Origin of the sequence: Kribbella sp. NPDC050241 (assembly GCF_044459685.1) — a bacterium.
GTDB lineage: Bacteria > Actinomycetota > Actinomycetes > Propionibacteriales > Kribbellaceae > Kribbella.
The window spans coordinates 144,172-163,037 of sequence record NZ_JBITJE010000002.1; the positions used below are offsets into that span (position 1 = coordinate 144,172).

An 18,866-nucleotide genomic window follows, 5' to 3' on the forward strand; every position below is an offset into this window, starting at 1 on the left:
CGGGGCGGCTCCCAGATTGGGAGCCGCCCCGGCTGTTGTCATTCTCCCGAAGGACCGAAACCACGCTCTGACCTGCGGGTTTGTGCCTCTCGGGGAGTGGCGGAGGATACGAGATTCGAACTCGTGAGGGGTTGCCCCCAACACGCTTTCCAAGCGTGCGCCCTAGGCCTCTAGGCGAATCCTCCAAGCGGAGAGGATACGCGAGCGGCGAGGGTTTCGGAAAATCGGGGCCGTGAGCCTGGGGCGCCGCGGTCCTAATTGTGCTGCTGGTGGTGGGGCTCCTCATTTAGGGTCGGTCGCATGGATGCACCGGATCCGAACGTCGTCCATCCGATGCCCGAGGCCGAGCGGGTCGTGCTGCTGAAGGCGGTGGTGAAGTCGCCGCTGATCGACGTGGGCGACTACTCGTACTACGACGATCCGCGGGATCCGACCGGGTTCGAGACGAACAACGTGCTCTACCACTACGGACCCGAGCGGCTGCGGATCGGCAAGTACTGCGCGCTCGGCGAGGGCACGACGTTCATCATGAACGGCGCCAATCACCGGATGGACGGGCCGTCGACGTTCCCATTCCCGATCATGGGTGGCGCGTGGGCGGAGCACTTCGACCTGATCACCGGGCTGCCCGGTCGCGGTGACACCGTGGTCGGCAACGACGTGTGGTTCGGCTACCGCAGTCTGGTGATGCCCGGGGTGACGATCGGCGATGGCGCGATCATCGCGTCCGGTGCGGTCGTGGTCGACGACGTACCGCCGTACGGGATCGTCGGCGGGAACCCGGCGAAGCTGATCCGGCGCCGGTTCTCCGACGAGGACGTCGAACGGCTGCTGCGGATCGCCTGGTGGGACTGGCCGACCGAGCGGATCACGGCGAACCTCCGGGCGATCATGGCCGGCAGCATCGAGGAGTTGGAGCGATGAGCCTGGTACTGCGGCCGATCGCGGTCGAGGACGTCGACGCTCTGCAGGAGCTGATCGAATCGGATCCCGGCTACACCGAGCGGGTCACGGGATATCCGCCCGGCCCGGCGGATGCGCAGAGTCTGCTGATGATGCGGCCCGACGGGCTGGCCGAGGACGCGAAGGTCGTGCTCGGGTCGTTCCAGGACGGCCGGCTCGTCGCCGTCGCCGACCTGCTCAGGGGGTTCCCGAACGACCACACCGCCTACATCGGCCTCGTCGAGGTCCATTGGAACCATCAGGGGCTGGGCCTCGGCAGGGCGACGTACGACCTGATCCAGCGGTACGTCGAGACGTCGTGGCCGGAGGTGAGGACGCTGCGACTGGCGATCGTGGCGACGAACGCGCACGTCGCGACCGCGTTCTGGTTGCGGCAGGGTTTCGAGCCGACCGGTGAGGAGCGGCCGTACCGGTACGACAAGCTGGAGACGATGGCGCGGCTGTACGAGAAGCAGTTGCCCAGGGCGCCGTTGTCGGTCAACCGTCCGGCCGGCGGGTGACCACAGCGGAACTGCGAGAACTACGCAAGCAGCGTGGGGGCTAGCGTCCTCCATTGCTCCACCGGCTGCGGACCGGTGACGCCGGTGATGACGTTGACCGTCACGTGGTCGGCGCCGGCGTCCAGGTGCTCGGTCAACTTGGCCTTGATGTCCGCCGGCGTACCCCACGCGGCGAGTGCATCGACCAGGTGATCGGGCAACTCGGTCAGGTCCTTCTCGCTGAATCCCTGCCGCTTGAGCGAGGCGGCGTACCCAGGGATCTGTGGGAAGAAGCTGATCGTGTTCCGTGCGATCGCCCTGGCCTTGTCCGCGTCGGTCTCCAGAACGACGAGATGGCTCACCGCGAGCAGCTTGTCCGGTCCGAGCACCTTGCGCGCCTCGGCGGAGTACGCGGCGGAGACCAGGAACGGGTACGCGCCCGCGGAGCGGTCGCGCGCCAGCTCGAGCATGCGCGGCCCGAGTGCTGCGAGCACCCGACGCTCTTCCGGTACGTCGACCTCGTCGAGGAACGCGGTGATCTTCGCCAGTGGCTTGGGACCGTGCGCACCCCCGAGCCCGACGGTGAAGCGTCCTGGGGCGGACTTCTCGAGCGAGGCGTACGCCGTACTGACGTCGGCGGCACTGTATTTGTCGACGGACAGAATCCCGCTGACGAACCTGATCGAGTTGGTTGCGCCGATCAGGTCGGCGATGGTCTGCAGCCCCGGCAACGGACCGCCGGACAGCCAGATCGCGGGGTACCCGAGCTCCTCGGCAGCCTGCGCCGCCGCCAACGACTCCGGGCTGCTGGTCAGCCCGGTCGTGATCCCGAACGGACCGAATTGATGATTCGTCACCCAGTCAGCTTGATCCTCGTCCGGCCCCGGTAGCTACCGTGTTCGCTCAGAGCGTTGTCCGTGCGGACCGATTCCCGGTTGGCCGTCGGCATCCCGTACACTCTTGGTCGGTTCCCCGCGTGGCGGTATCTCGCCCAACTCCCCCAGGGCCGGAAGGCAGCAAGGGTAAGTGAGCTCTTCCGGGTGCGCGGGGAATCCTCATGTCCGGGCCCTTTAGGCTGGTCAGGCCGAACCTGACCGTGAGGGAGCCCGATGAGCGACGAACGCCGCTACCTGCAGGAACTGATCATCGCCGAGCTCGGCGTTTCCCCGTCATACGACCCGGACACCGAGATCGAGCGCCGGGTCGAGTTCCTCGCGGACCGCCTCCGGCTCACCGGCGCCAGGTCGTACGTGCTCGCGATCAGCGGCGGTGTCGACTCCGCGGTGGGCGGCCGCCTCTGCCAGCTCGCGGTCGAGCGCGTCCGCGCCGAGGGCGGCGAGGCGACGTTCGTGGCGATGCGGCTCCCGTACGGCGTCCAGGCCGACGAGGACGATGCCCAGCGGTCGCTCGAGTTCATCAAGCCCGACGAGACCCTCGTGGTCAACATCAAGCCGGCCACCGACGCGATGGTCGACACGGTCCGGCACTCCGGGTTGGGCGATCGCGAAGACTTCCACATCGGGAACGTGAAGGCCCGGCAGCGGATGATCGCGCAGTATGTCGTGGCTGGGGCTCGTGGTGGTCTCGTGGTGGGGACCGATCATGCTGCCGAGGCGGTGATGGGGTTCTTCACGAAGTACGGCGACGGCGCGTGCGACCTGACGCCGCTGTCGGGGTTGACCAAGCGGCGGGTGCGGGAGGTCGGTGCGCGGTTGGGCGCGGCGCCGGAGATCACCGGGAAGGTGCCGACTGCTGACCTGGAGACGAACAACCCAGGGTTGCCCGACGAGGCGGTGCTCGGGGTCACGTACGACGAGATCGACGACTTCCTCGAGGGCCACGAGATCGACGAGAAGGCAGCTGCGACGATCATCGCCACCCACCGTCGCACCGCCCACAAACGAGCCCTCCCGATCGCTGTGTAGGCAGGCGGCAGTTCCCGAGTCGTGGATGTTGGCTCATGAAGTCGCAGGTTCGCTGCCCGAATCCACGACTCGACGGCCTCGGGATGCGTGGCCGAGGATCGGTATCACGAACCTCGATCAGCATGCGCGGCGGACTAGGCCCGGCCAACCTCCCGTGTCAGGAGCATCCGAGCCGCGAGGCGGTCCAGGCGGACTGGGGCTATTCCGCGGTAGGCGGGTTTCAGGACGGCGGCGAGTGGGCCGGCCTGGGTGAAGGTGTGGGTTACCAGGCCGGAGTCGCCGATCGTCCAGACGCCGGTTTCGCGGAAGCCGGGGACCTGCCAGTGGATCTCGATGCGGTCCGGCTCGATCACGGCGTACTCCAGCCGGCCGCTGAGCCCCGGGCGCACCTGAAGCTTGTACGTCGTTCCGACCGCAGGCACCGCTGGGCCGGAGAGGGAGACGAACGCCTCGTTCCACTCAGGCAGTGCGAGTACGTCGAGGAGTACGGCGCGGATCGCGTCGCGGTCGGCGGGGATGGTGAGGGTTGCTTGTTCCATGTCAGGTGTCCTGTTCTGCCGCGCGTCGGCGGGCGAGCGCCTCCCCGGCGGGGAAGGCGCCGGCCAGGACGCGCAGCGTTTCGATGGTCTGATCAACGGGTTGGTCGGCGACGAGATCGTCAATCGCCTTGTGCAGAACGTTTTCGGCCGCGACGATCCGCTGGCTGAGCTTGCGGCCTTCCGCGGTCAGGCTGAGTGCGAGGTAGCGCCGGTCCGACGGATCCGTGTCGCGTTGAACCAGTCCCTGCGCGACCAGCCGATCCACCAAGCGGCTCGGGCTGTTGCCCGTCTCGCAGACGAGCAGCCCGCCGAGGGCGCTGAGGGTCAGCGGCCCGTGGTCGCGCAGCACCCGCAGTACCTCGGCCTGCGACGGCGTCACCCCGAGTGGCCGTAGTTCCGCGGCCAGCAGTCGGTTGCCCTCGCGCTGGATCGCCAGGATCAGGTACCGCAGTTCCTCCGCCGTCTTCACTGCGCCCCTGCCCCCACGGCTTGGGCGAGCAGCCCAGCTGCCGCCGGGTCATGGGCGGCCAGTACGACGAGGTCCGGGTGCAGCGCCCGCAGTTCGTTGACCTGGGCAACGGTACGCCGGAGTGCGGACTTGGACCCGACCCCAGGGAGCTCACCGGCGGCGAGCAGATCGGCGTCGTAGGTGAGATCGCCGACCATCAACAGCGGCGGCCCACCGGGGCGGCGGACCAGCAGGGACAGGGATCCGGGCGTGTGGCCGGGAGTCGGTAGCAGGACCAGGCTGCCGTCACCGAACAGGTCGTGTCCGGCGCTGAACGGTGCAATCGTGGAGTCGTCGAGTGGTTCGGGCCGAATCAGGTCCCAGCGCAGGCCGGGCAGTTCGATGTGGGAGCGGAGGAACCCGCGGGCGGCGGCGAGCGGTCGGCGCATCGAGGTCCACTCAGGTTCGCTGATCACGATCCGGGCGTGCGCGAGCTCGGGCAGGCCGCCGATGTGGTCCTGGTGGAGGTGGGACAAGACTGCGGTGTGGACGTCGCGGATGTCGTACCCGATGGCCGCGAGCTGCCGGGTCAGCGTCTGCTCCGGACCGATCTCGAACTGCGCCAGCCGGTCGTAGATCACGCCGTTCAGGCCGCCCGGGAAGTACCCGGGGTCGGTCACGGAGGCGAGGTCCTGCCCGGTGTCGAACAGCACGAGTCCGTCGGCGTGCTGGACGACGTACGCGTTGATGGGTCGGGGCTGCGTCCACTGTCGTGAGGTCGCGAGCCAGACATAGAGGTTCTTGGTCGTCGGCCCGACATGTTCGGGCCGGATCTTGACGGTGCCCGTGCTCACCACGGACACCCGGTCGATCGTTGTCATGAACAATAGATTACACGACATATATGTCGTGTCAACTGTCTCTCGACACCCGCGGGATCGTGGCCAACCTGACAGCATCGCTGGCACAGTGTCTGCATGAAGGGTCTGATGCAGAACTTCCAGCTGTCCTTGGACAGCATCTTTCTCCGGGCCGAGCAGTTCTACCCGGACAAGACCGTCTACACCGGCGGTCCGGCGCCGGCGAGGCTCACGTACGGCGAGTGGGCCGACCGGACCAGACGACTGGGCGGCGTCCTCGACACGCTCGGCATCAGCGCGGACGGACGGGTGGGCACCTTCGCCTGGAACTCCGGGCGTCACCTCGAGTTGTACTTCGCCGCGCCCTGCACCGGCCGTGTCCTGCACACGCTGAACATCAGGCTCTTCCCCGACCAGGTCGTCTACATCGCGAACCATGCCGAGGACGAGGTCGTCTTCGTCGACCGTTCCCTGCTCGGGCTTTTCCTACCGCTCCTCGACCGCCTCCCGCTGGTCCGGCACGTCGTGGTGATGGACGATCTGCCCGCCGGCGCGTCCGGTGTGGAGGTGCCGGACGACCCGCGGTTCCACGACTACGAGGAGCTGCTGGCCGCTGCCGAGCCGGTCGAATTCCACGTCGAGGATGAGAACCAGGCCGCCGCGATGTGTTACACGAGCGGTACGACGGGCAACCCCAAGGGCGTGGTGTACTCGCACCGGTCCACCTGGCTGCACTCGATCGGCGTACTGACGAACGCCGGGATCGGGCTGGACGAGACGGACACGGTGATGCCGGTCGTGCCGATGTTCCACGCGAACGCCTGGGGTCTGGCGCACGCGGCGCCGATGGCGGGGGCGAGCCTGGTCTTCCCGGGTCCGGACATGACTCCGCAGGGGATCCTGAAACTGCTGCAGGAACAAGAGGTCACGTTGTCGGCCGGTGTGCCGACGATCTGGCAAGGCTTGTTGCCTTTGCTGGACGGGGTGGAGCTTCCCAAGCTCCGCCGGATCCCGTGCGGTGGGTCCGCCGTACCGCTGGCGTTGTCCGAGGCCTTCCGGGAGAAGCTCGGTCGGCCGATCCTGCAGGCGTGGGGGATGACTGAGACGAGCCCGGTGGCGACGGCTTCGCACGTACCGGCCCGGAACAAGGATCTGGCCGAGGACGAGCAGGCCCATCTGCGGTCGCGGCAAGGGCTGCCGCTGCCCGGCGTCCAGGTGCGGATCGTCGAGCCGGGGTCGATCACGCCGTTGCCGTGGGACGACGAGGCCACCGGCGAGCTGCAGGTCCGCGGGCCGTGGATCGCGGCCGAGTACTACCAGCCCGACGAGCCGGTCCAGCTGACCACGGAGGACGGCTGGATGAAGACTGGCGACGTCGCCGCCATCGACCGGTTCGGCTCGGTCCGCTTGGTCGACCGCACCAAGGACCTGGTCAAGTCGGGCGGCGAGTGGATCAGCTCGGTCGAGCTGGAGAACCTGCTGATGGCTCACCCCGACGTCAAGGAAGCAGCCGTCATCGGCGTACGTCATCCGAAGTGGGACGAACGTCCGCTGGCCTGCGTTGTCCTGCAGGAAGGCGCCACCGTCACCGGCGACGAGATCCTCGAGTACCTCCGCCCGCAGGTCGCGAAGTGGTGGCTCCCGGACGCCGTCGAGTTCATCGACGAGGTCCCGAAGACGTCGGTCGGCAAGTTCTCCAAGAAGGACCTGCGCACCCGCTTCGCCGACTACCACCTGGAGTAGGCGTCAGGAGAAGTCGACTCCGAAGTGGTTGCGGAGGTGGGTGAGGGTCGCGTCGACGAACTCGGCCGGCCAGTCCTCGCCGGTGACCTTGGCCAGCGCGGTGCCGCGCGCGATGAACTGCCGGCAGATGTACTGGTTGGCCGCGACGATCTCGGCAGGATCGGAGCCGGCTGCCGGGATCGCCTCCAGTGCGGCGCGTTGCTCGTCGGACAGCAATGCGTTGAGGCGCTTGGCTCCGCCGGTACGGAGTACTCCGCGCTCGGCCAGCATCAGGTTGATCAGCTGATCGCGGACCGCGCCGACGCCTTGGTTGGCGACGATGCGTTCGTCCCGACCGAGGACGGTGACCAGGTTCCCCAGGAAGTAGAAGAAGAGGTGGACCGGGCCTGCCGGCCAGTACGGCGTACCGGGGCGGCCTTGTTTTGCTGGGATATCGCCGTCCGGGAACAACGTGCCGTCCCGGTCGAACAGCACCCGTACTCCGTCGTACTGGAACCGGTCGAACGTGGCGAGCGGGTGGATCACGAGGTCGACGTGCAGCCAGTCGGAGGTGATGCCCAGCCCGCCGACGAGGCCGGGGATGCGATCCGCCCAGACGGTCGGCCCGGCTAGTGCGGTCATCAGCTCGAGCCAGTTCTCCTCGAACCAGTCGACGCTCTCGTCGGTGACGACGCAGTGCACGTCGACGTCGCTGAAACGATCCGCCTGGCCGGAGCCGTAGCTCCCGACCAGGTAGACCGCCAGAATCCGTTCGTCCGCGGGTAGCGCGGTGCCGGCGCGTTCGATGACCTCTTGTTGCTTCTCGTCCCCAGTAGTCACCCGAGCAGCGTAGGCTCACCCACCGCGCAGTGGCTGCTCGGTGCGTTGCGCCCGGCGGAACGCGACCGCCCAGTGTGCACGGGACCTTGCCGATCACCGGGGGTGCTGGAGCGGCGGCACGGCGTGGGGGAGGAATTGTCGGGCGGCGGCGCTAGGGTTGCGGGCGTGGAAGCACCCCTTGCGTTGTACCGCCGGTATCGCCCGGAGACGTTCTCCGAGGTGATCGGTCAGGACCATGTCACCGCGCCGCTGCGGAACGCGCTGAGCAACAACCGGGTCAACCACGCCTACCTGTTCTCCGGGCCGCGCGGCTGCGGCAAGACCACCAGTGCCCGGATCCTGGCCCGCGCGATCAACTGCGAGAAGGGCCCGATCGCCGAGCCGTGCGGGGTCTGTAAGTCCTGCACCGACCTGGCCCGCGGCGGTCCCGGCAGCATCGACGTGATCGAGATCGACGCCGCATCGCACGGTGGTGTCGACGACGCCCGCGACCTGCGGGAGCGGGCCTTCTTCGCGCCGGTCGAGAGCCGCTACAAGATCTACATCATCGACGAGGCGCACATGGTGACCACGCAGGGCTTCAACGCCCTGCTGAAGCTGGTCGAGGAGCCGCCGCCGCACCTCAAGTTCATCTTCGCCACCACGGAGCCGGACAAGGTGATCGGGACGATCCGGTCCCGGACCCACCACTACCCGTTCCGCCTGGTCCCGCCGAAGGCCCTCGGCGACTACATGGCCTCTCTGTGCGAGTCCGAGGGCGTTGCGATCGAGTCGGCCGCGTTGCCGCTGGTCGTGCGTGCGGGCGCAGGTTCGGTGCGTGACTCGCTGAGCGTGCTTGACCAGTTGATCGGTGGTGCGGGGCCGGACGGCGTCACGTACGAGCTGGCCGTCGCGCTGCTCGGGTTCACGCCGGACTCCCTGCTCGACGCCTGTGTGGATGGGTTCGCGGCGCACGACAGCAGGGCCGTGTTCGAGACGGTCGAGAAGGTCATCGAAACCGGCCAGGACCCGAAGCGGTTCGCCGAGGATCTGCTCCGGCGGCTGCGTGACCTCGTCGTACTGTCCGCCGTGCCGAACGCGGTCGCCTCCGGCCTGATCGAGGCCGCCGAGGACCAGGGCGAGAGGCTGCAGACCCAGGCCGCCGGGATCGGCGCGGCCGAGCTCACCCGGGCGGCCGACATCGTCGCGGCCGGACTGCTCGAGATGCGTGGCGCTACTGCTCCTCGGCTTCAGCTCGAGCTGATCTGCGCGAAGGTGCTGCTGCCCGGCGCCGACGACTCCACCAACGGCATTCAGGCTCGCCTGGACCGGATGGAACGCCGCCTCACGATCGGTGTACCCGCAGGTACGCCGGAGTCCGCTCCGCCCGCGCCATCCGGTGTCGCGCCTGCGCCGTCTACTCCTGCGCCGTCTACTCCTGCGCAGTCTTCGCTGCCGCCCGCGGAGGCGCCTGCGAGTGCATCGACCAGTCGTGCGGCCGCCCGAGCCGCGGCGTCTGGTGGGGAGCCTTCCAGCGGTGGTACGCCGGTCGGCGCGGCTACTGCGGATGCCGTGGCCAGCAGCGATGGTCCAGCTAGCCGGAAGGGCGCTTGGGGACAAGAGCCAACGACTGCAGGCCAACCCGCACCTTCGTCAGGAAGCTCGGCGTCGACCGCTTCGGCGCCGCCAGAATCAGCTCCGGCGGCCTCCGCGCCGCCAGCTCCGACGGGTGCAAGCGCGGCGGGGACGCCGGCGGGTGGGGCTGTTGGGTTGGTAGACATCCGGCGGCTGTGGCCCGAGGTGCTGGAGGCTGTGAAGGCCAAGCGCCGGTTCGCCTGGATCATGCTGAGCCAGAACGCCCAGGTCATCGCCATCGACGACCAGACTCTGACGCTCGGCCTGGTCAACGCCGGTGCTCGTGAGAGCTTCGCGCGGTCCGGCAGCGACGAGATTCTCCGCCAGGCCATGATCGACACCATCGGCCTGAACCGTCGTGTGGAGGCAGTAGTCGACCCCTCCACCGACCCAGGCGCCGGCGGCGGTCACCAGCCGGCCGCTCCCCGCCCCAGCGGCCCCCAGGCCGGCGGCGGCTCAACCACGCCCGCAGGCGGCGCGGGCGGCGCGCCCGGCGCAGGTGGCGCGAGCGGCCCGGGTACTGGACCTGCGACGTCACCCGGTCCGAGCGGCGGCCCCGCGCCCGGCGGACCTACCTCGGCAGGTGGTCCCGCATCAGATGGATCGGCGGGCAGTCCCGGCTCAGCTAGTGCGCCCAGTGCGGCGGACGCGACCCCGGCCGGCTCAAGCGCCGCCACAGGGGTAGGCACAGGGGCAGGCACGGCTCCCGGTGGTGGCTCTCAGGGCTCGTCACGGGATGCGTCGGCGGGCGGCTCGGGCGCGTCGGGTCGGGGCTCGCGGGGTGCCTCGAATGGCGCCGCTGGGCAGTGGTCCGACGGTCCAGGTACTGCGATCGCCGTACAGGAGCCACCGGACCCGGAGTACGACGTACCGCCAGAGCCTGATCCATGGGAGGACGGGCAAGCCTCAAGACGGCCGGCGCCCGATCGCCGAGAGCAGGCGGCCAGCAAACGCCGGGCGGCGGAAGCAGCCGTGGCCGCTGAGCAGGCCCGCCGAGCCGCAGCCGCACCTGTCGCCCCAGAAGTCCCTCTCACTCCCGAGGAAGAAGCCGACGCGATCGGCGAGGACGACGTGGTCCTCGAGGACGACTCCCGCTCCCACACCGACCTCCTCCGCGAAACTCTCGGTGCCCAGATCATCACCGAAGAACCCAACTAGCAGCAGCACCGGCCGCGGGAAGTTGTCGGTGCGGCGTGGGAGGTTGCTGGGTATGGGGTTCCAAGGGTGGAGCGACGCGGCGTTCGATGTGATGGTCGATCTCGACGGCGATCCGAGTCCTGTTCAGCTGGAGTCGCATCGGGACGACTTGGAGCGGTACGTGCGCGGCCCGTTGCAGGAGCTGTGTGACGAACTGAACGAGACGGGCGAGTTCGGCAAGTTCTGGTTGGGCGGGATGTCCGATCGCCCCGCGGCCTGGCAGCGGCAGCACGCGACGAGTTGGATCGCGCGGCGGATCCGGATCTCGTTCACGTTCGACCTCGATGGGTTCGCCCTCGGCGGTGGCTCGGCGCATCCCGAGAGCGATCAGGTCCGGCGGTACCGCGCGATGGTCGACGCCGAGGACAGCGGCGGCGAGCTCGCCGGGATTGTCGAGACGCTCGGCCGCACCGGTTTCGAGCTCACCGGGCCGACCGCGGTGCGGATGCCGCGCGAGTACTCGTCCGATCATCCGCGTGCCGACCTCCTCCGGCGGCGATCCGTGTACGCCGAGATGCCGATCGACACCCATGACGTCGGCCTGATCGGCAAGGCGCTCCGACCGCTCATCGAGCTCACCACGTGGTACACCGACTACGTCGTCACCACCGGCTGGGAGAAGCCGTAGTCGTCCACAAGGGGTGTGGATCCAGCCGGGCGGTTTCCACAGCATTCACAGCCTGTGGAAGGGGATGTTCACAGGGTTGTGGATAACTTGGGGAGACTGGTCGGTTTCTGGTGCGGAGTGGGGTTGTCCTGGGGACCGGCTAGTGTTGAGGCTCGGGGTAGTCAGAGAGCGGTTGGGACGAGGAGATCGCAGTGTTCGACGGTGGCGGTGCTGGGGGCTTCGACATGTCCAATCTGCTCGCGCAGGCGCAGGCGATGCAGAACCAGCTGATGGAGGCCCAGGCCGACCTGGAGAGCCAGGAGATCGAGGGCTCGGCGGGCGGCGGGCTGGTGACCGCGCTGGTGTCAGGGACCGGGGAGTTGCTGAGCCTGACGATCAAGCCGCAGGCCGTCGACCCGGACGACACCGAGACGCTGGCCGACCTGGTCGTCGCCGCGGTGCGCGACGCCTCGGAGAACGCGAAGGAAGTCGCGGCCCGGGCGATGGGCCCGCTGGCCGGCGGCCTCCCGGGCTTCGGCGGCGGGCCGGACGCGCCGGACTTCGGCGGCGCGGGGATCCCCGGACTCGGTGGATCCGGAGCGCCGGCCGGTTTCAGCCTGCCAGGTTCGACGACCCCCGCGGTCGAGTCCGGTGAAGAGACCGACGACCCGGGCAAGGGCGGATCCACGGGCGGGCCCAGTTCGGGCGGTGCCGGGTTCGTGAACCCGGGCAACGGGACCGGCCAGCCCGGTCAGAACCCGGGCTGACGTGTACGAGGGGGCCGTCCAGGACCTCATCGACGAGCTCGGCCGGTTGCCCGGTGTCGGTCCGAAGTCCGCGCAGCGGATCGCGTTCCACCTGCTCGCCGCCGACGAGACCGACGTACGGCGGCTCGCGCATGTGCTCGTGCAGGTCAAGGAGAAGGTCAAGTTCTGCGAGATCTGCGGCAACGTCGCGGAGGAGGCGCAGTGCCGGATCTGCCGCGACCCGCGCCGCGACCTGAGTCTGATCTGTGTGGTCGAGGAGGCCAAGGACGTGGTCGCGATCGAGCGGACCCGCGAGTTCCGCGGCCGGTACCACGTCCTCGGCGGCGCGATCTCGCCGATCGAGGGGATCGGTCCGGACGAGTTGCGGATCAAGGAACTGATGCAGCGGCTGGCCAGCGGAGAGGTGACCGAGATCATTCTGGCCACCGATCCGAACCTGGAGGGTGAGGCGACGGCGACGTACCTGAGCCGCTTGCTGCGGCCCATGGGCTTGCGCGTCACCCGATTGGCTAGTGGACTTCCTGTAGGCGGTGACCTCGAGTATGCCGATGAGGTCACACTCGGACGGGCGTTTGAAGGGCGACGATCGATCGATGACTGATTCAACCGATATTGCAGAGCGCGCGCTGGGCACCGACTCCGAGGACCTCTCCGAGTTCGCCGAGCAGATCGCCGACCAGGTGCAGAGCTTCCTGATCTCGGTGCGCGACATCGCCGCACAGCCGGACGAGGACGGTGTCGACGAGGGCCTCGCCTCGCTGCCGTACCTGCTGCTCGAGGTGAGCCAGTTGCTGCTCGCCGGCGGCCGGCTCGGCGCGTTCGAGGACTTCGTCCCGGACGAGCGGTTCGAGTCCGACGCCGGGCCGGACCCGGACCTGGACGCGATGCGCGACCGGCTCGCGGTGCTGTTCGAGGGCCTGGACGAGTACGCCGAGGTCTTCGACCCGTACGCCGCTCCGCCTGAGATCACCGTCAACCGGTTGTCCGACGACCTGACGGCGATCGCCAACGACCTCGTGCACGGCCTCGCTCACTACGAGGAGGGCCGGATCGTCGAGGCGCTGTGGTGGTGGCAGTTCTCCTACGTGTCCACCTGGGGTGCCGCGGCGAGCGCCGTACTCCGGGCGATCCAGTCACTGATCGCGCACGACCGGCTGGAGCCGGCCCACGACGCCGAAACCGAAGCCACCGACCGCGAGCTGGTCGAGGTCGCGGAGGAAGCCGTCCAGCGCCGGTAGTGCCAATGGACTCGCGGGCCGGTTGAATGGCCCGGTGTCTGTCTACGAGGTGATCCAGCGGCTGCCCGATTTGGCGACGGTGCGGCGGGTCAGTCGTGCGCTCGCGGTGCTGGATCTGGTGCTCAGCGACAGTCCGGACCACTTGCGCTACTTCTCGTTCGACGGCCGGTGGTCGGAGACGGAGGAAGCCGCGCTGATGCGCAATGGGTCCGGTGACGAGTACTCGATCGTCTTCTCGCCGGGCGGTGCGTTCGCCTACGGGTTCGACCATGAATCTCCGGTGTCGCCGTACGGGAACGACATGCAGACCTGGCCGGGACTGCTCGACGGCGTGCCGGAGGTCTTCCACGGTGCGCGGGACGAACCGGCGTTCCGCGACGTGGCGCCGCGTGCCACGGTGTGCTTCTGGCGTACGACGTACGACGACGCCTGGCGTTGTGGACCGGTCGAAGGTGTGGACAAGGACGGCGCGGACTGGCTCTTCGAGGTGATCGCGGACGGGCGGCCGGAGGCGTACCTGACCTTCGCCGAGGACTACTACCAGACGGACCTCGACCTCGAGCCGATCCGCCATGTCTACGCGCTGATGCCACTGACCGAGTACGTCGTCACCTCGCTCAACCCGCAACGTCGTCTGACCGATCTCGCCGAGAGCATCGCCGAGATCGGCTACCCGCGCTCCTGAAGCGCGTTAGCGTGACTGTCCGATGACTACGCAGGCAGGCGATCCCACGACGATCGGGTCGTTCGCGATCCAGGGCCGGCTCGGTCGCGGCGCGATGGGTTCGGTGTACCTCGCCCGCTCGCCGGGCGGACGCCAGGTCGCGGTCAAGGTGGTCCGCGACGAACTGGCCGACGACGCGAGGTTCCGGGCCAGGTTCGCACGCGAGATCGAGGCCGCGCGGAAGGTCAGTGGTGCGTTCACGGCCGCCGTCGTCGACGCCGACCCGGATGCAGAGCATCCCTGGCTGGCCACGGAGTACCTGCCCGGTCCCACGCTGCAGAGGGCGATCGAGACCTCCGGGCCGATGACGCCGGGCGGCGTACAGGCGCTCGCGGGAGGACTCGCCGAAGCGCTGGTGGCCATCCATCGCTGCGGTCTGGTCCACCGCGATCTCAAGCCGTCGAACATCGTGCTGACCGGCAACGGCCCGCGGGTGATCGACTTCGGCATCGCCCGTGCGCTCGAGGAGGTCAGTCTGACCGCGACCGGCCTCGTGATCGGTACGCCGGGCTACCTGTCGCCCGAGCAGATCACGGGTACGGCGATCGGCCCGCCCAGCGATGTGTTCGCGCTGGGCGCGGTGCTGGTGTTCGCGGCGTCCGGCCGCGGTCCGTTCGCAACCGGCAACCCCGCGTCGCTCCTCCACCGCATCATCCACGAGCAGCCCCACATCCCGCCGCTCCCCAGCCCACTCCACGACGCCATACGCCGCTGTCTCGTCCAAGACCCCGCGCAACGCCCAACTCCCTCGGACGTGCTCCACCTCCTCGGATCCCCTGCAAACACAGGGCTTCTCGCCCCACCCGCCGACACGATCCGCCTCCCGCCACCACCGACCAAGCTCCTCCCCGAACCACCGCCGCCGCAGCCAAAGCCCCGGCCACGTCCCCGGCCGCAGTCAGTTCAACCGGCCGGTGCCACCTTCACGACCAGCAGGACCCGGCCGGTCGTCTTCGCAGCGCTCCTGACCGTCCTGACCATCGGCTTCTTCCCGAGCGACGAGACCAGGCAGACAATGCACCCCGCGGTCGCCCTGTTCTTCCTCGCGCTCGACGTGTTCCTCCTCTACCTCACGATCCGCAGCTGGCGCCTGGTCCTGCGACGCCGAGTCCAACTACGCCTCACTCCTCAAGGCGTCACGATGGTCAGAGGCTCCCAGCAAGCCAGCGTCCCGTGGCAGGCAGTGACCCGCCTCCGCATCGCCGGGGACCCTCGCCGCCCCTGGCTGATCGCCTGGATCGACCCGCTCTTCCAGTCCGCCCTGCCCAGCCCACGCCGCAACGACCACGGCGGCACCCGCCTCTACCCGATCGCCCACGGCGCCACCCACAAACGCCGCCTGCACCAACTGAACGAACTCCGGGCCGCCCTCAACTGGTACGCCGGCCCCCGCCACGACAACTCACCCTAGGCTTGCAACACATGAACAAGCTCAGCGTCAGGCAGGCCACGGAGGCTGACCAGGAGGCGGTCGTCGGCCTCCTGACCGCGGCCTGGGGTGGGTCGGTCGTGGTCGCCCACGGGACGGTGTACGACGCGGCGACGCTGCCCGCGCTCGTCGCGGAGCAGGACGGCCGGATCGTCGGTCTGCTCACCTACACGGTGGCGGATGGCGACCTGGAGGTCGTCACGATCGACGCGCCTGTTCGGCACCTGGGTGTGGGGAGTGCCCTGCTGACCGCCGCGATCGAGGTTGCGCGGGAGGTGGGGGCTCGGCGGCTCTGGTTGATCACGACCAACGACAATCTGGACGGTCTGCGGTTCTACCAGCGGCGAGGGTTGCGGATCGTTGGCGTCACCCCCGATGCGATGGACGCGGCCCGTGCGGTCAAGCCCTGGATCCCGGCGACCGGCGAGTACGGCATCCCGCTCCGCGACGAACTCGTCCTCGAACTCCGCCTCGATCTCTGACCTGCTCGCGAGGGCTAGTCCGGGAGCATCGGCACCGTGAGGCCCTGGTCGCGACCCAGCAGGATCCCGCGGGTGATGGCGTTGGTGCCGAACTTGTCCTTGACCAGGTCGAGCGCGCTGTCGAGTTCGTCGTTCGCGGCCTTGTCGAAGGGGAGGGCGAGTTGCAGGGCGGCCTCGTTCTCCAGGTTGCCGACCGAGATGCCGATCATCGTGATCCCCTGGCTCGCGATCAGTGGCCGGGCCGCGGACAGCAACGCCCGCGCGGTGATCAGGATCGCCCGCGTCTGATCGGTTGCCTGGGGCAATGTGTGTGATCGCGTCGCCCGGCTGAAGTCGTCGAACCGCAGTCGCAGCGTCACCGTCCGCCCGGACCGCCCCGCCGTCCGCATCCGCCGCGTCACCCGATCGACCAGTCCGGCCAGTACGGCGTCCAGTGTCGCCGGCGACTTGGGGGAGCGGCCCAGCGCTCGCTGCGAACCGATCGACCGCCGGCGCCGCCCGACCTCGATCGGCCGCGGATCGCGGTTGTGCGCCAACGCATGCAGATGCCGTCCGGACGCCCGGCCGAGCATCGCGACGAGCGCGGCCTCGGGCAGCATCGCGACGTCGCCGACCTTGGTGAGCCCTCGGGTTCGCAGCTTCTCCGCGGTCACCTCACCCACACCCCACAACCGCTCGACGTCCAACGGATGCAGGAACTCCAGCTCGCGGTCCGGCTGGACCTCGAGCAAACCGTCGGGCTTCGCCACCCCGCTGGCGACCTTCGCCAGGAACTTCGTCCGTGCCACCCCGACCGTGATCGGCAGCCCGACCTTCGACAGCACCTCGGCCCGCAGTCGCCGGGCGATGTCCAGCGGCGTCCCGGCGATCTTCCGCAGCCCGCCGACGTCGAGGAACGCCTCGTCGATCGAGATGCCCTCGACCAGCGGCGTGGTGTCCTCGAACACCTTGAACACCGCCTTGCTGGCCTCCGAGTACGCCGACATCCGCGGGTCCACCACGATCGCGCCGGGGCAGCGGCGCAACGCCTGTCCGCCGTTCATCGCCGTCCGGACGCCGTACGCCTTGGCCTCGTAACTGCAGGCGAGGACGACGCCGGCACCGACGATCACCGGCCGGCCGCGCAGGCGCGGGTCGTCCCGCTGCTCGACCGACGCATAGAAGGCGTCCAGGTCGGCATGCAGGATGGTTGCCCCGCCTGATCCCGCCACGAACATATGTTCGCATACTCGCAGGGCCGAAGATAGGGAGAAATCCCGAGGCGGTCACCGTAGGTGTCAGGACAGAATGCTGCTTATGGACCTGACCGCATATCGCGATCTCTGGAAGACCCACGGAGTGATGGCGCTGCTGGCGTCGGCCCTGATCGCGAGGCTGCCGGTGATGGCGACGATGGTGCCGTTGTCGTTCCTGGCGAAGGATGCCGCTGGCAACTTCGGCTGGGCCGGAGTGGTCGCGGGTGCCTACTCAGTCGGTATGGCGGTCGCCAGCGTCGTGTGGTCGCGTCTCGCCGACCGCAGAGGAGCACGGCGGGTCCTGCTCGGCACTGGGATGGCGTGGGGTGGACTGATGGCAGTGGTCGCGCTGCTGCCGTACAGCTGGTACCGGGTGCTGCCGATCGCGGCTGCCCTCGCCGGCATGTTCGTCGCCCCGGTCACGTCGGCGCTGAGGGCGAGCTGGCCGAAGCTGGTGCAGGGTGCGCGGCTGCGCGCGGTCTATGCACTGGACGCGACCGCGCAGGAGCTGTTGTTCCTGATCGGTCCGATGCTCGGTGCCATCGCGGTCAGCTTCGCCAGTCCACGCGCCGGAGTGCTGGCGTGTGCGGTGACGGCGGCCGCGGCGATCTGGTGGTTCGCTCTCAAGCAACAGCCGCGGACGCCGCACGACGAGTCCGACGGACCCCGCCCGACCGCGCTGCAACTTCTGCTCCACCGGCACAGGTTGCCGCTGCTGTTCGCCTTCGCCTGCATGGTCACCGGCTTCGCATCAATGTCGCTGGGCATCGTCGCGTTCGCCGACGAGCACGGCAACCGCCTCATCGCCGGAGTACTGGAGATGGCGGCCGCGGCCGGCAGTCTGTGTGGCGGCCTGGTCGGCGGGGCGCTCCCCGGCCGCCGGGACTCCTACGTCTGGCGCCGGATGCTGGCCATGACCGTCCTCACCGCCGCGTGCGTGTTCGCCACGTTCTCGGTGGTCGCCTTGGCCGTGATGCTGTTCGCGGCAGGCTGCCTGATCGCGCCGACGATCGGTGCGATCTACGAGCGGATCGGCGCGATGACGCCGGCCTCGGCACGGACCGAGATCTTCGGCTGGATGCTCAGTGGCGGCATGATCGGGTCCGCGGTCGGCTCGGCCGTTGCCGGCACGGTGGTCGAGTCCTTCGGCGTCCGCTACGCGTGGGTCCTGATGGCAGTCCTGGGGTTGCTGGCGACCCTGTCCCTGATCCGCGTGCCACCCCACCGGCCGGCCGAGTCCGCAAGCCTCGAGGAGCTCGCGGTCCCGGCGTAGAGCATCCGGTACCGAGCCTCCAGTACGCCGGAGTCCCCGGCCCACATCGAAATCAGCCGCAACGCACGCCGGTCCAGGAACGCTCCGCGGCCCGCGGCGACGGGATGGATCCGCAGAGCCACCTCGTCGATCAGCCGCCACCGCAGCAGCGAACGGATCAGCGTGAGGCTGCCGACGACGTGCAGATCGGATCCGGGCAGCCGCTTCAAGGCCGACAGCACCCGGCGCGGATCACCTTGCAGTACTTCGGTGTCCGGCCGAGCACTCACGGGCTGTGAGGAGACGACGAGAGTCCTCGAGAGCTCGAGTCCCGTGGCGGCGTACTGCTCGAAGGTCTTGCGGCCGAGCAGGACGGTCTCGGAGCCGGTCACCAGTTGGTCGATCACGGCGCCGTGGGCGGCCTGGGGCAGCCAGCGCTCCGGCTGGTCCACGATCCCGTCCTCCGACATACACAGTCTGGCGACGATCGTTCGCATGCACTGCCCCCTCCAGGTTGGTTCACCTGTCAGATGCAGGGGAGCAGC

Annotated in this window: 20 protein-coding genes, 1 tRNA gene and 1 other RNA gene; 14 read left to right on the top strand and 8 right to left on the bottom strand. The window is 68.9% G+C overall.

Translation table 11 applies throughout. The features are described 5' to 3' along the window. Positions 1-97: 97 nt before the first annotated feature. A tRNA-Ser gene (locus ACIBG5_RS08645) sits at positions 98-185 on the bottom strand. Positions 186-300: 115 nt separating this feature from the next. Between ACIBG5_RS08645 and ACIBG5_RS08650 the strand changes: the two genes are divergently transcribed. Further along, positions 301-924: a CatB-related O-acetyltransferase gene (locus ACIBG5_RS08650; protein ID WP_396390925.1), complete on the top strand. Its 624-nt coding sequence runs from the start codon at positions 301-303 to the stop codon at positions 922-924. Next, positions 921-1,463: a GNAT family N-acetyltransferase gene (locus ACIBG5_RS08655; protein ID WP_396390926.1), complete on the top strand. Its 543-nt coding sequence runs from the start codon at positions 921-923 to the stop codon at positions 1,461-1,463. The genes ACIBG5_RS08650 and ACIBG5_RS08655 overlap by 4 nt, the downstream gene beginning before the upstream one ends. 20 nt (positions 1,464-1,483) lie before the next feature. Here ACIBG5_RS08655 and ACIBG5_RS08660 read toward each other — a convergent pair whose 3' ends face one another. Beyond that, positions 1,484-2,299, bottom strand: a complete 816-nt coding sequence (locus ACIBG5_RS08660; protein WP_396390927.1) for a TIGR03620 family F420-dependent LLM class oxidoreductase — start codon at positions 2,297-2,299, stop codon at positions 1,484-1,486. Positions 2,300-2,405: 106 nt separating this feature from the next. Here ACIBG5_RS08660 and ffs point away from each other — a divergent pair. Both ffs and nadE read left to right on the top strand, forming a co-directional pair. Beyond that, positions 2,406-2,502, top strand: an RNA gene (ffs, locus tag ACIBG5_RS08665) — signal recognition particle sRNA small type. 49 nt (positions 2,503-2,551) lie between these two features. Then, on the top strand, positions 2,552-3,367 hold the full coding sequence (gene nadE, locus ACIBG5_RS08670) for an ammonia-dependent NAD(+) synthetase (RefSeq protein ID WP_396390928.1): 816 nt from the start codon (positions 2,552-2,554) through the stop codon (positions 3,365-3,367). A gap of 134 nt (positions 3,368-3,501) precedes the next feature. Here nadE and ACIBG5_RS08675 read toward each other — a convergent pair whose 3' ends face one another. From ACIBG5_RS08675 to ACIBG5_RS08685, 3 genes are read right to left on the bottom strand one after another with little or no spacing between them, the layout of a single operon-like run. After that, the gene (locus ACIBG5_RS08675) at positions 3,502-3,906 is read right to left on the bottom strand and encodes a hypothetical protein (RefSeq protein WP_396390929.1); all 405 of its coding nucleotides are present in this window, start codon (positions 3,904-3,906) and stop codon (positions 3,502-3,504) included. 1 nt (position 3,907) lies between these two features. Further along, complete coding sequence (locus ACIBG5_RS08680; protein ID WP_396390930.1) at positions 3,908-4,375, bottom strand: MarR family winged helix-turn-helix transcriptional regulator; 468 nt, start codon at positions 4,373-4,375, stop codon at positions 3,908-3,910. Then, positions 4,372-5,235, bottom strand: a complete 864-nt coding sequence (locus ACIBG5_RS08685; protein ID WP_396390931.1) for an N-acyl homoserine lactonase family protein — start codon at positions 5,233-5,235, stop codon at positions 4,372-4,374. Before ACIBG5_RS08685 ends, ACIBG5_RS08680 begins: the two co-directional genes overlap by 4 nt. 96 nt (positions 5,236-5,331) lie before the next feature. Here ACIBG5_RS08685 and ACIBG5_RS08690 point away from each other — a divergent pair, with 96 nt between their 5' ends. After that, positions 5,332-6,957, top strand: coding sequence for a long-chain fatty acid--CoA ligase (locus ACIBG5_RS08690; RefSeq protein ID WP_396390932.1), 1,626 nt, complete (start codon positions 5,332-5,334; stop codon positions 6,955-6,957). Between the two features lie 3 nt (positions 6,958-6,960). On the opposite strand, the gene ACIBG5_RS08695 is transcribed toward ACIBG5_RS08690, so the two are convergent. Continuing rightward, entirely contained in the window at positions 6,961-7,776 is an 816-nt protein-coding gene (locus tag ACIBG5_RS08695) for an aminoglycoside 6-adenylyltransferase (RefSeq protein ID WP_396390933.1), read from the bottom strand. A 165-nt stretch (positions 7,777-7,941) separates the two neighbouring features. Between ACIBG5_RS08695 and ACIBG5_RS08700 the strand changes: the two genes are divergently transcribed. The 8 genes from ACIBG5_RS08700 to ACIBG5_RS08735 all read left to right on the top strand — a co-directional run bounded on the left by ACIBG5_RS08700 (position 7,942) and on the right by ACIBG5_RS08735 (position 15,834). Beyond that, positions 7,942-10,548 carry a DNA polymerase III subunit gamma and tau gene (locus ACIBG5_RS08700; protein WP_396390934.1) on the top strand — a complete coding sequence of 869 codons (2,607 nt, stop codon included), beginning with the start codon at positions 7,942-7,944 and terminating at the stop codon, positions 10,546-10,548. Between the two features lie 52 nt (positions 10,549-10,600). Further along, on the top strand, positions 10,601-11,215 hold the full coding sequence (locus ACIBG5_RS08705; RefSeq protein ID WP_396390935.1) for a DUF2461 family protein: 615 nt from the start codon (positions 10,601-10,603) through the stop codon (positions 11,213-11,215). A gap of 191 nt (positions 11,216-11,406) precedes the next feature. Further along, positions 11,407-11,961, top strand: a complete 555-nt coding sequence (locus ACIBG5_RS08710; protein WP_396390936.1) for a YbaB/EbfC family nucleoid-associated protein — start codon at positions 11,407-11,409, stop codon at positions 11,959-11,961. Between the two features lies 1 nt (position 11,962). Continuing rightward, a complete protein-coding gene (gene recR / locus ACIBG5_RS08715; protein WP_350853180.1) occupies positions 11,963-12,562 on the top strand; it encodes a recombination mediator RecR in 600 nt (199 codons plus the stop codon). Then, positions 12,555-13,199 (top strand): DUF5063 domain-containing protein, encoded by a 645-nt coding sequence (locus ACIBG5_RS08720; RefSeq protein ID WP_131361381.1) that lies wholly within the window; start codon positions 12,555-12,557, stop codon positions 13,197-13,199. The genes recR and ACIBG5_RS08720 overlap by 8 nt, the downstream gene beginning before the upstream one ends. Before the next feature lie 34 nt (positions 13,200-13,233). Further along, entirely contained in the window at positions 13,234-13,884 is a 651-nt protein-coding gene (locus ACIBG5_RS08725; protein WP_396390938.1) for a hypothetical protein, read from the top strand. A gap of 22 nt (positions 13,885-13,906) precedes the next feature. After that, positions 13,907-15,334 (top strand): serine/threonine-protein kinase, encoded by a 1,428-nt coding sequence (locus ACIBG5_RS08730; RefSeq protein ID WP_396390939.1) that lies wholly within the window; start codon positions 13,907-13,909, stop codon positions 15,332-15,334. An 11-nt stretch (positions 15,335-15,345) separates the two neighbouring features. Beyond that, positions 15,346-15,834, top strand: coding sequence for a GNAT family N-acetyltransferase (locus tag ACIBG5_RS08735; protein WP_396390940.1), 489 nt, complete (start codon positions 15,346-15,348; stop codon positions 15,832-15,834). 14 nt (positions 15,835-15,848) lie between these two features. On the opposite strand, the gene dinB is transcribed toward ACIBG5_RS08735, so the two are convergent. Then, positions 15,849-17,051: a DNA polymerase IV gene (gene dinB, locus ACIBG5_RS08740; protein ID WP_396390941.1), complete on the bottom strand. Its 1,203-nt coding sequence runs from the start codon at positions 17,049-17,051 to the stop codon at positions 15,849-15,851. A 79-nt stretch (positions 17,052-17,130) separates the two neighbouring features. Between dinB and ACIBG5_RS08745 the strand changes: the two genes are divergently transcribed. Further along, positions 17,131-18,342: an MFS transporter gene (locus ACIBG5_RS08745; protein WP_396390942.1), complete on the top strand. Its 1,212-nt coding sequence runs from the start codon at positions 17,131-17,133 to the stop codon at positions 18,340-18,342. On the opposite strand, the gene ACIBG5_RS08750 is transcribed toward ACIBG5_RS08745, so the two are convergent. Beyond that, positions 18,225-18,818 carry a dihydrofolate reductase family protein gene (locus ACIBG5_RS08750; protein WP_396390943.1) on the bottom strand — a complete coding sequence of 198 codons (594 nt, stop codon included), beginning with the start codon at positions 18,816-18,818 and terminating at the stop codon, positions 18,225-18,227. The two genes, ACIBG5_RS08745 and ACIBG5_RS08750, sit on opposite strands and share 118 nt — an antisense overlap. Positions 18,819-18,866: the final 48 nt, after the last annotated feature.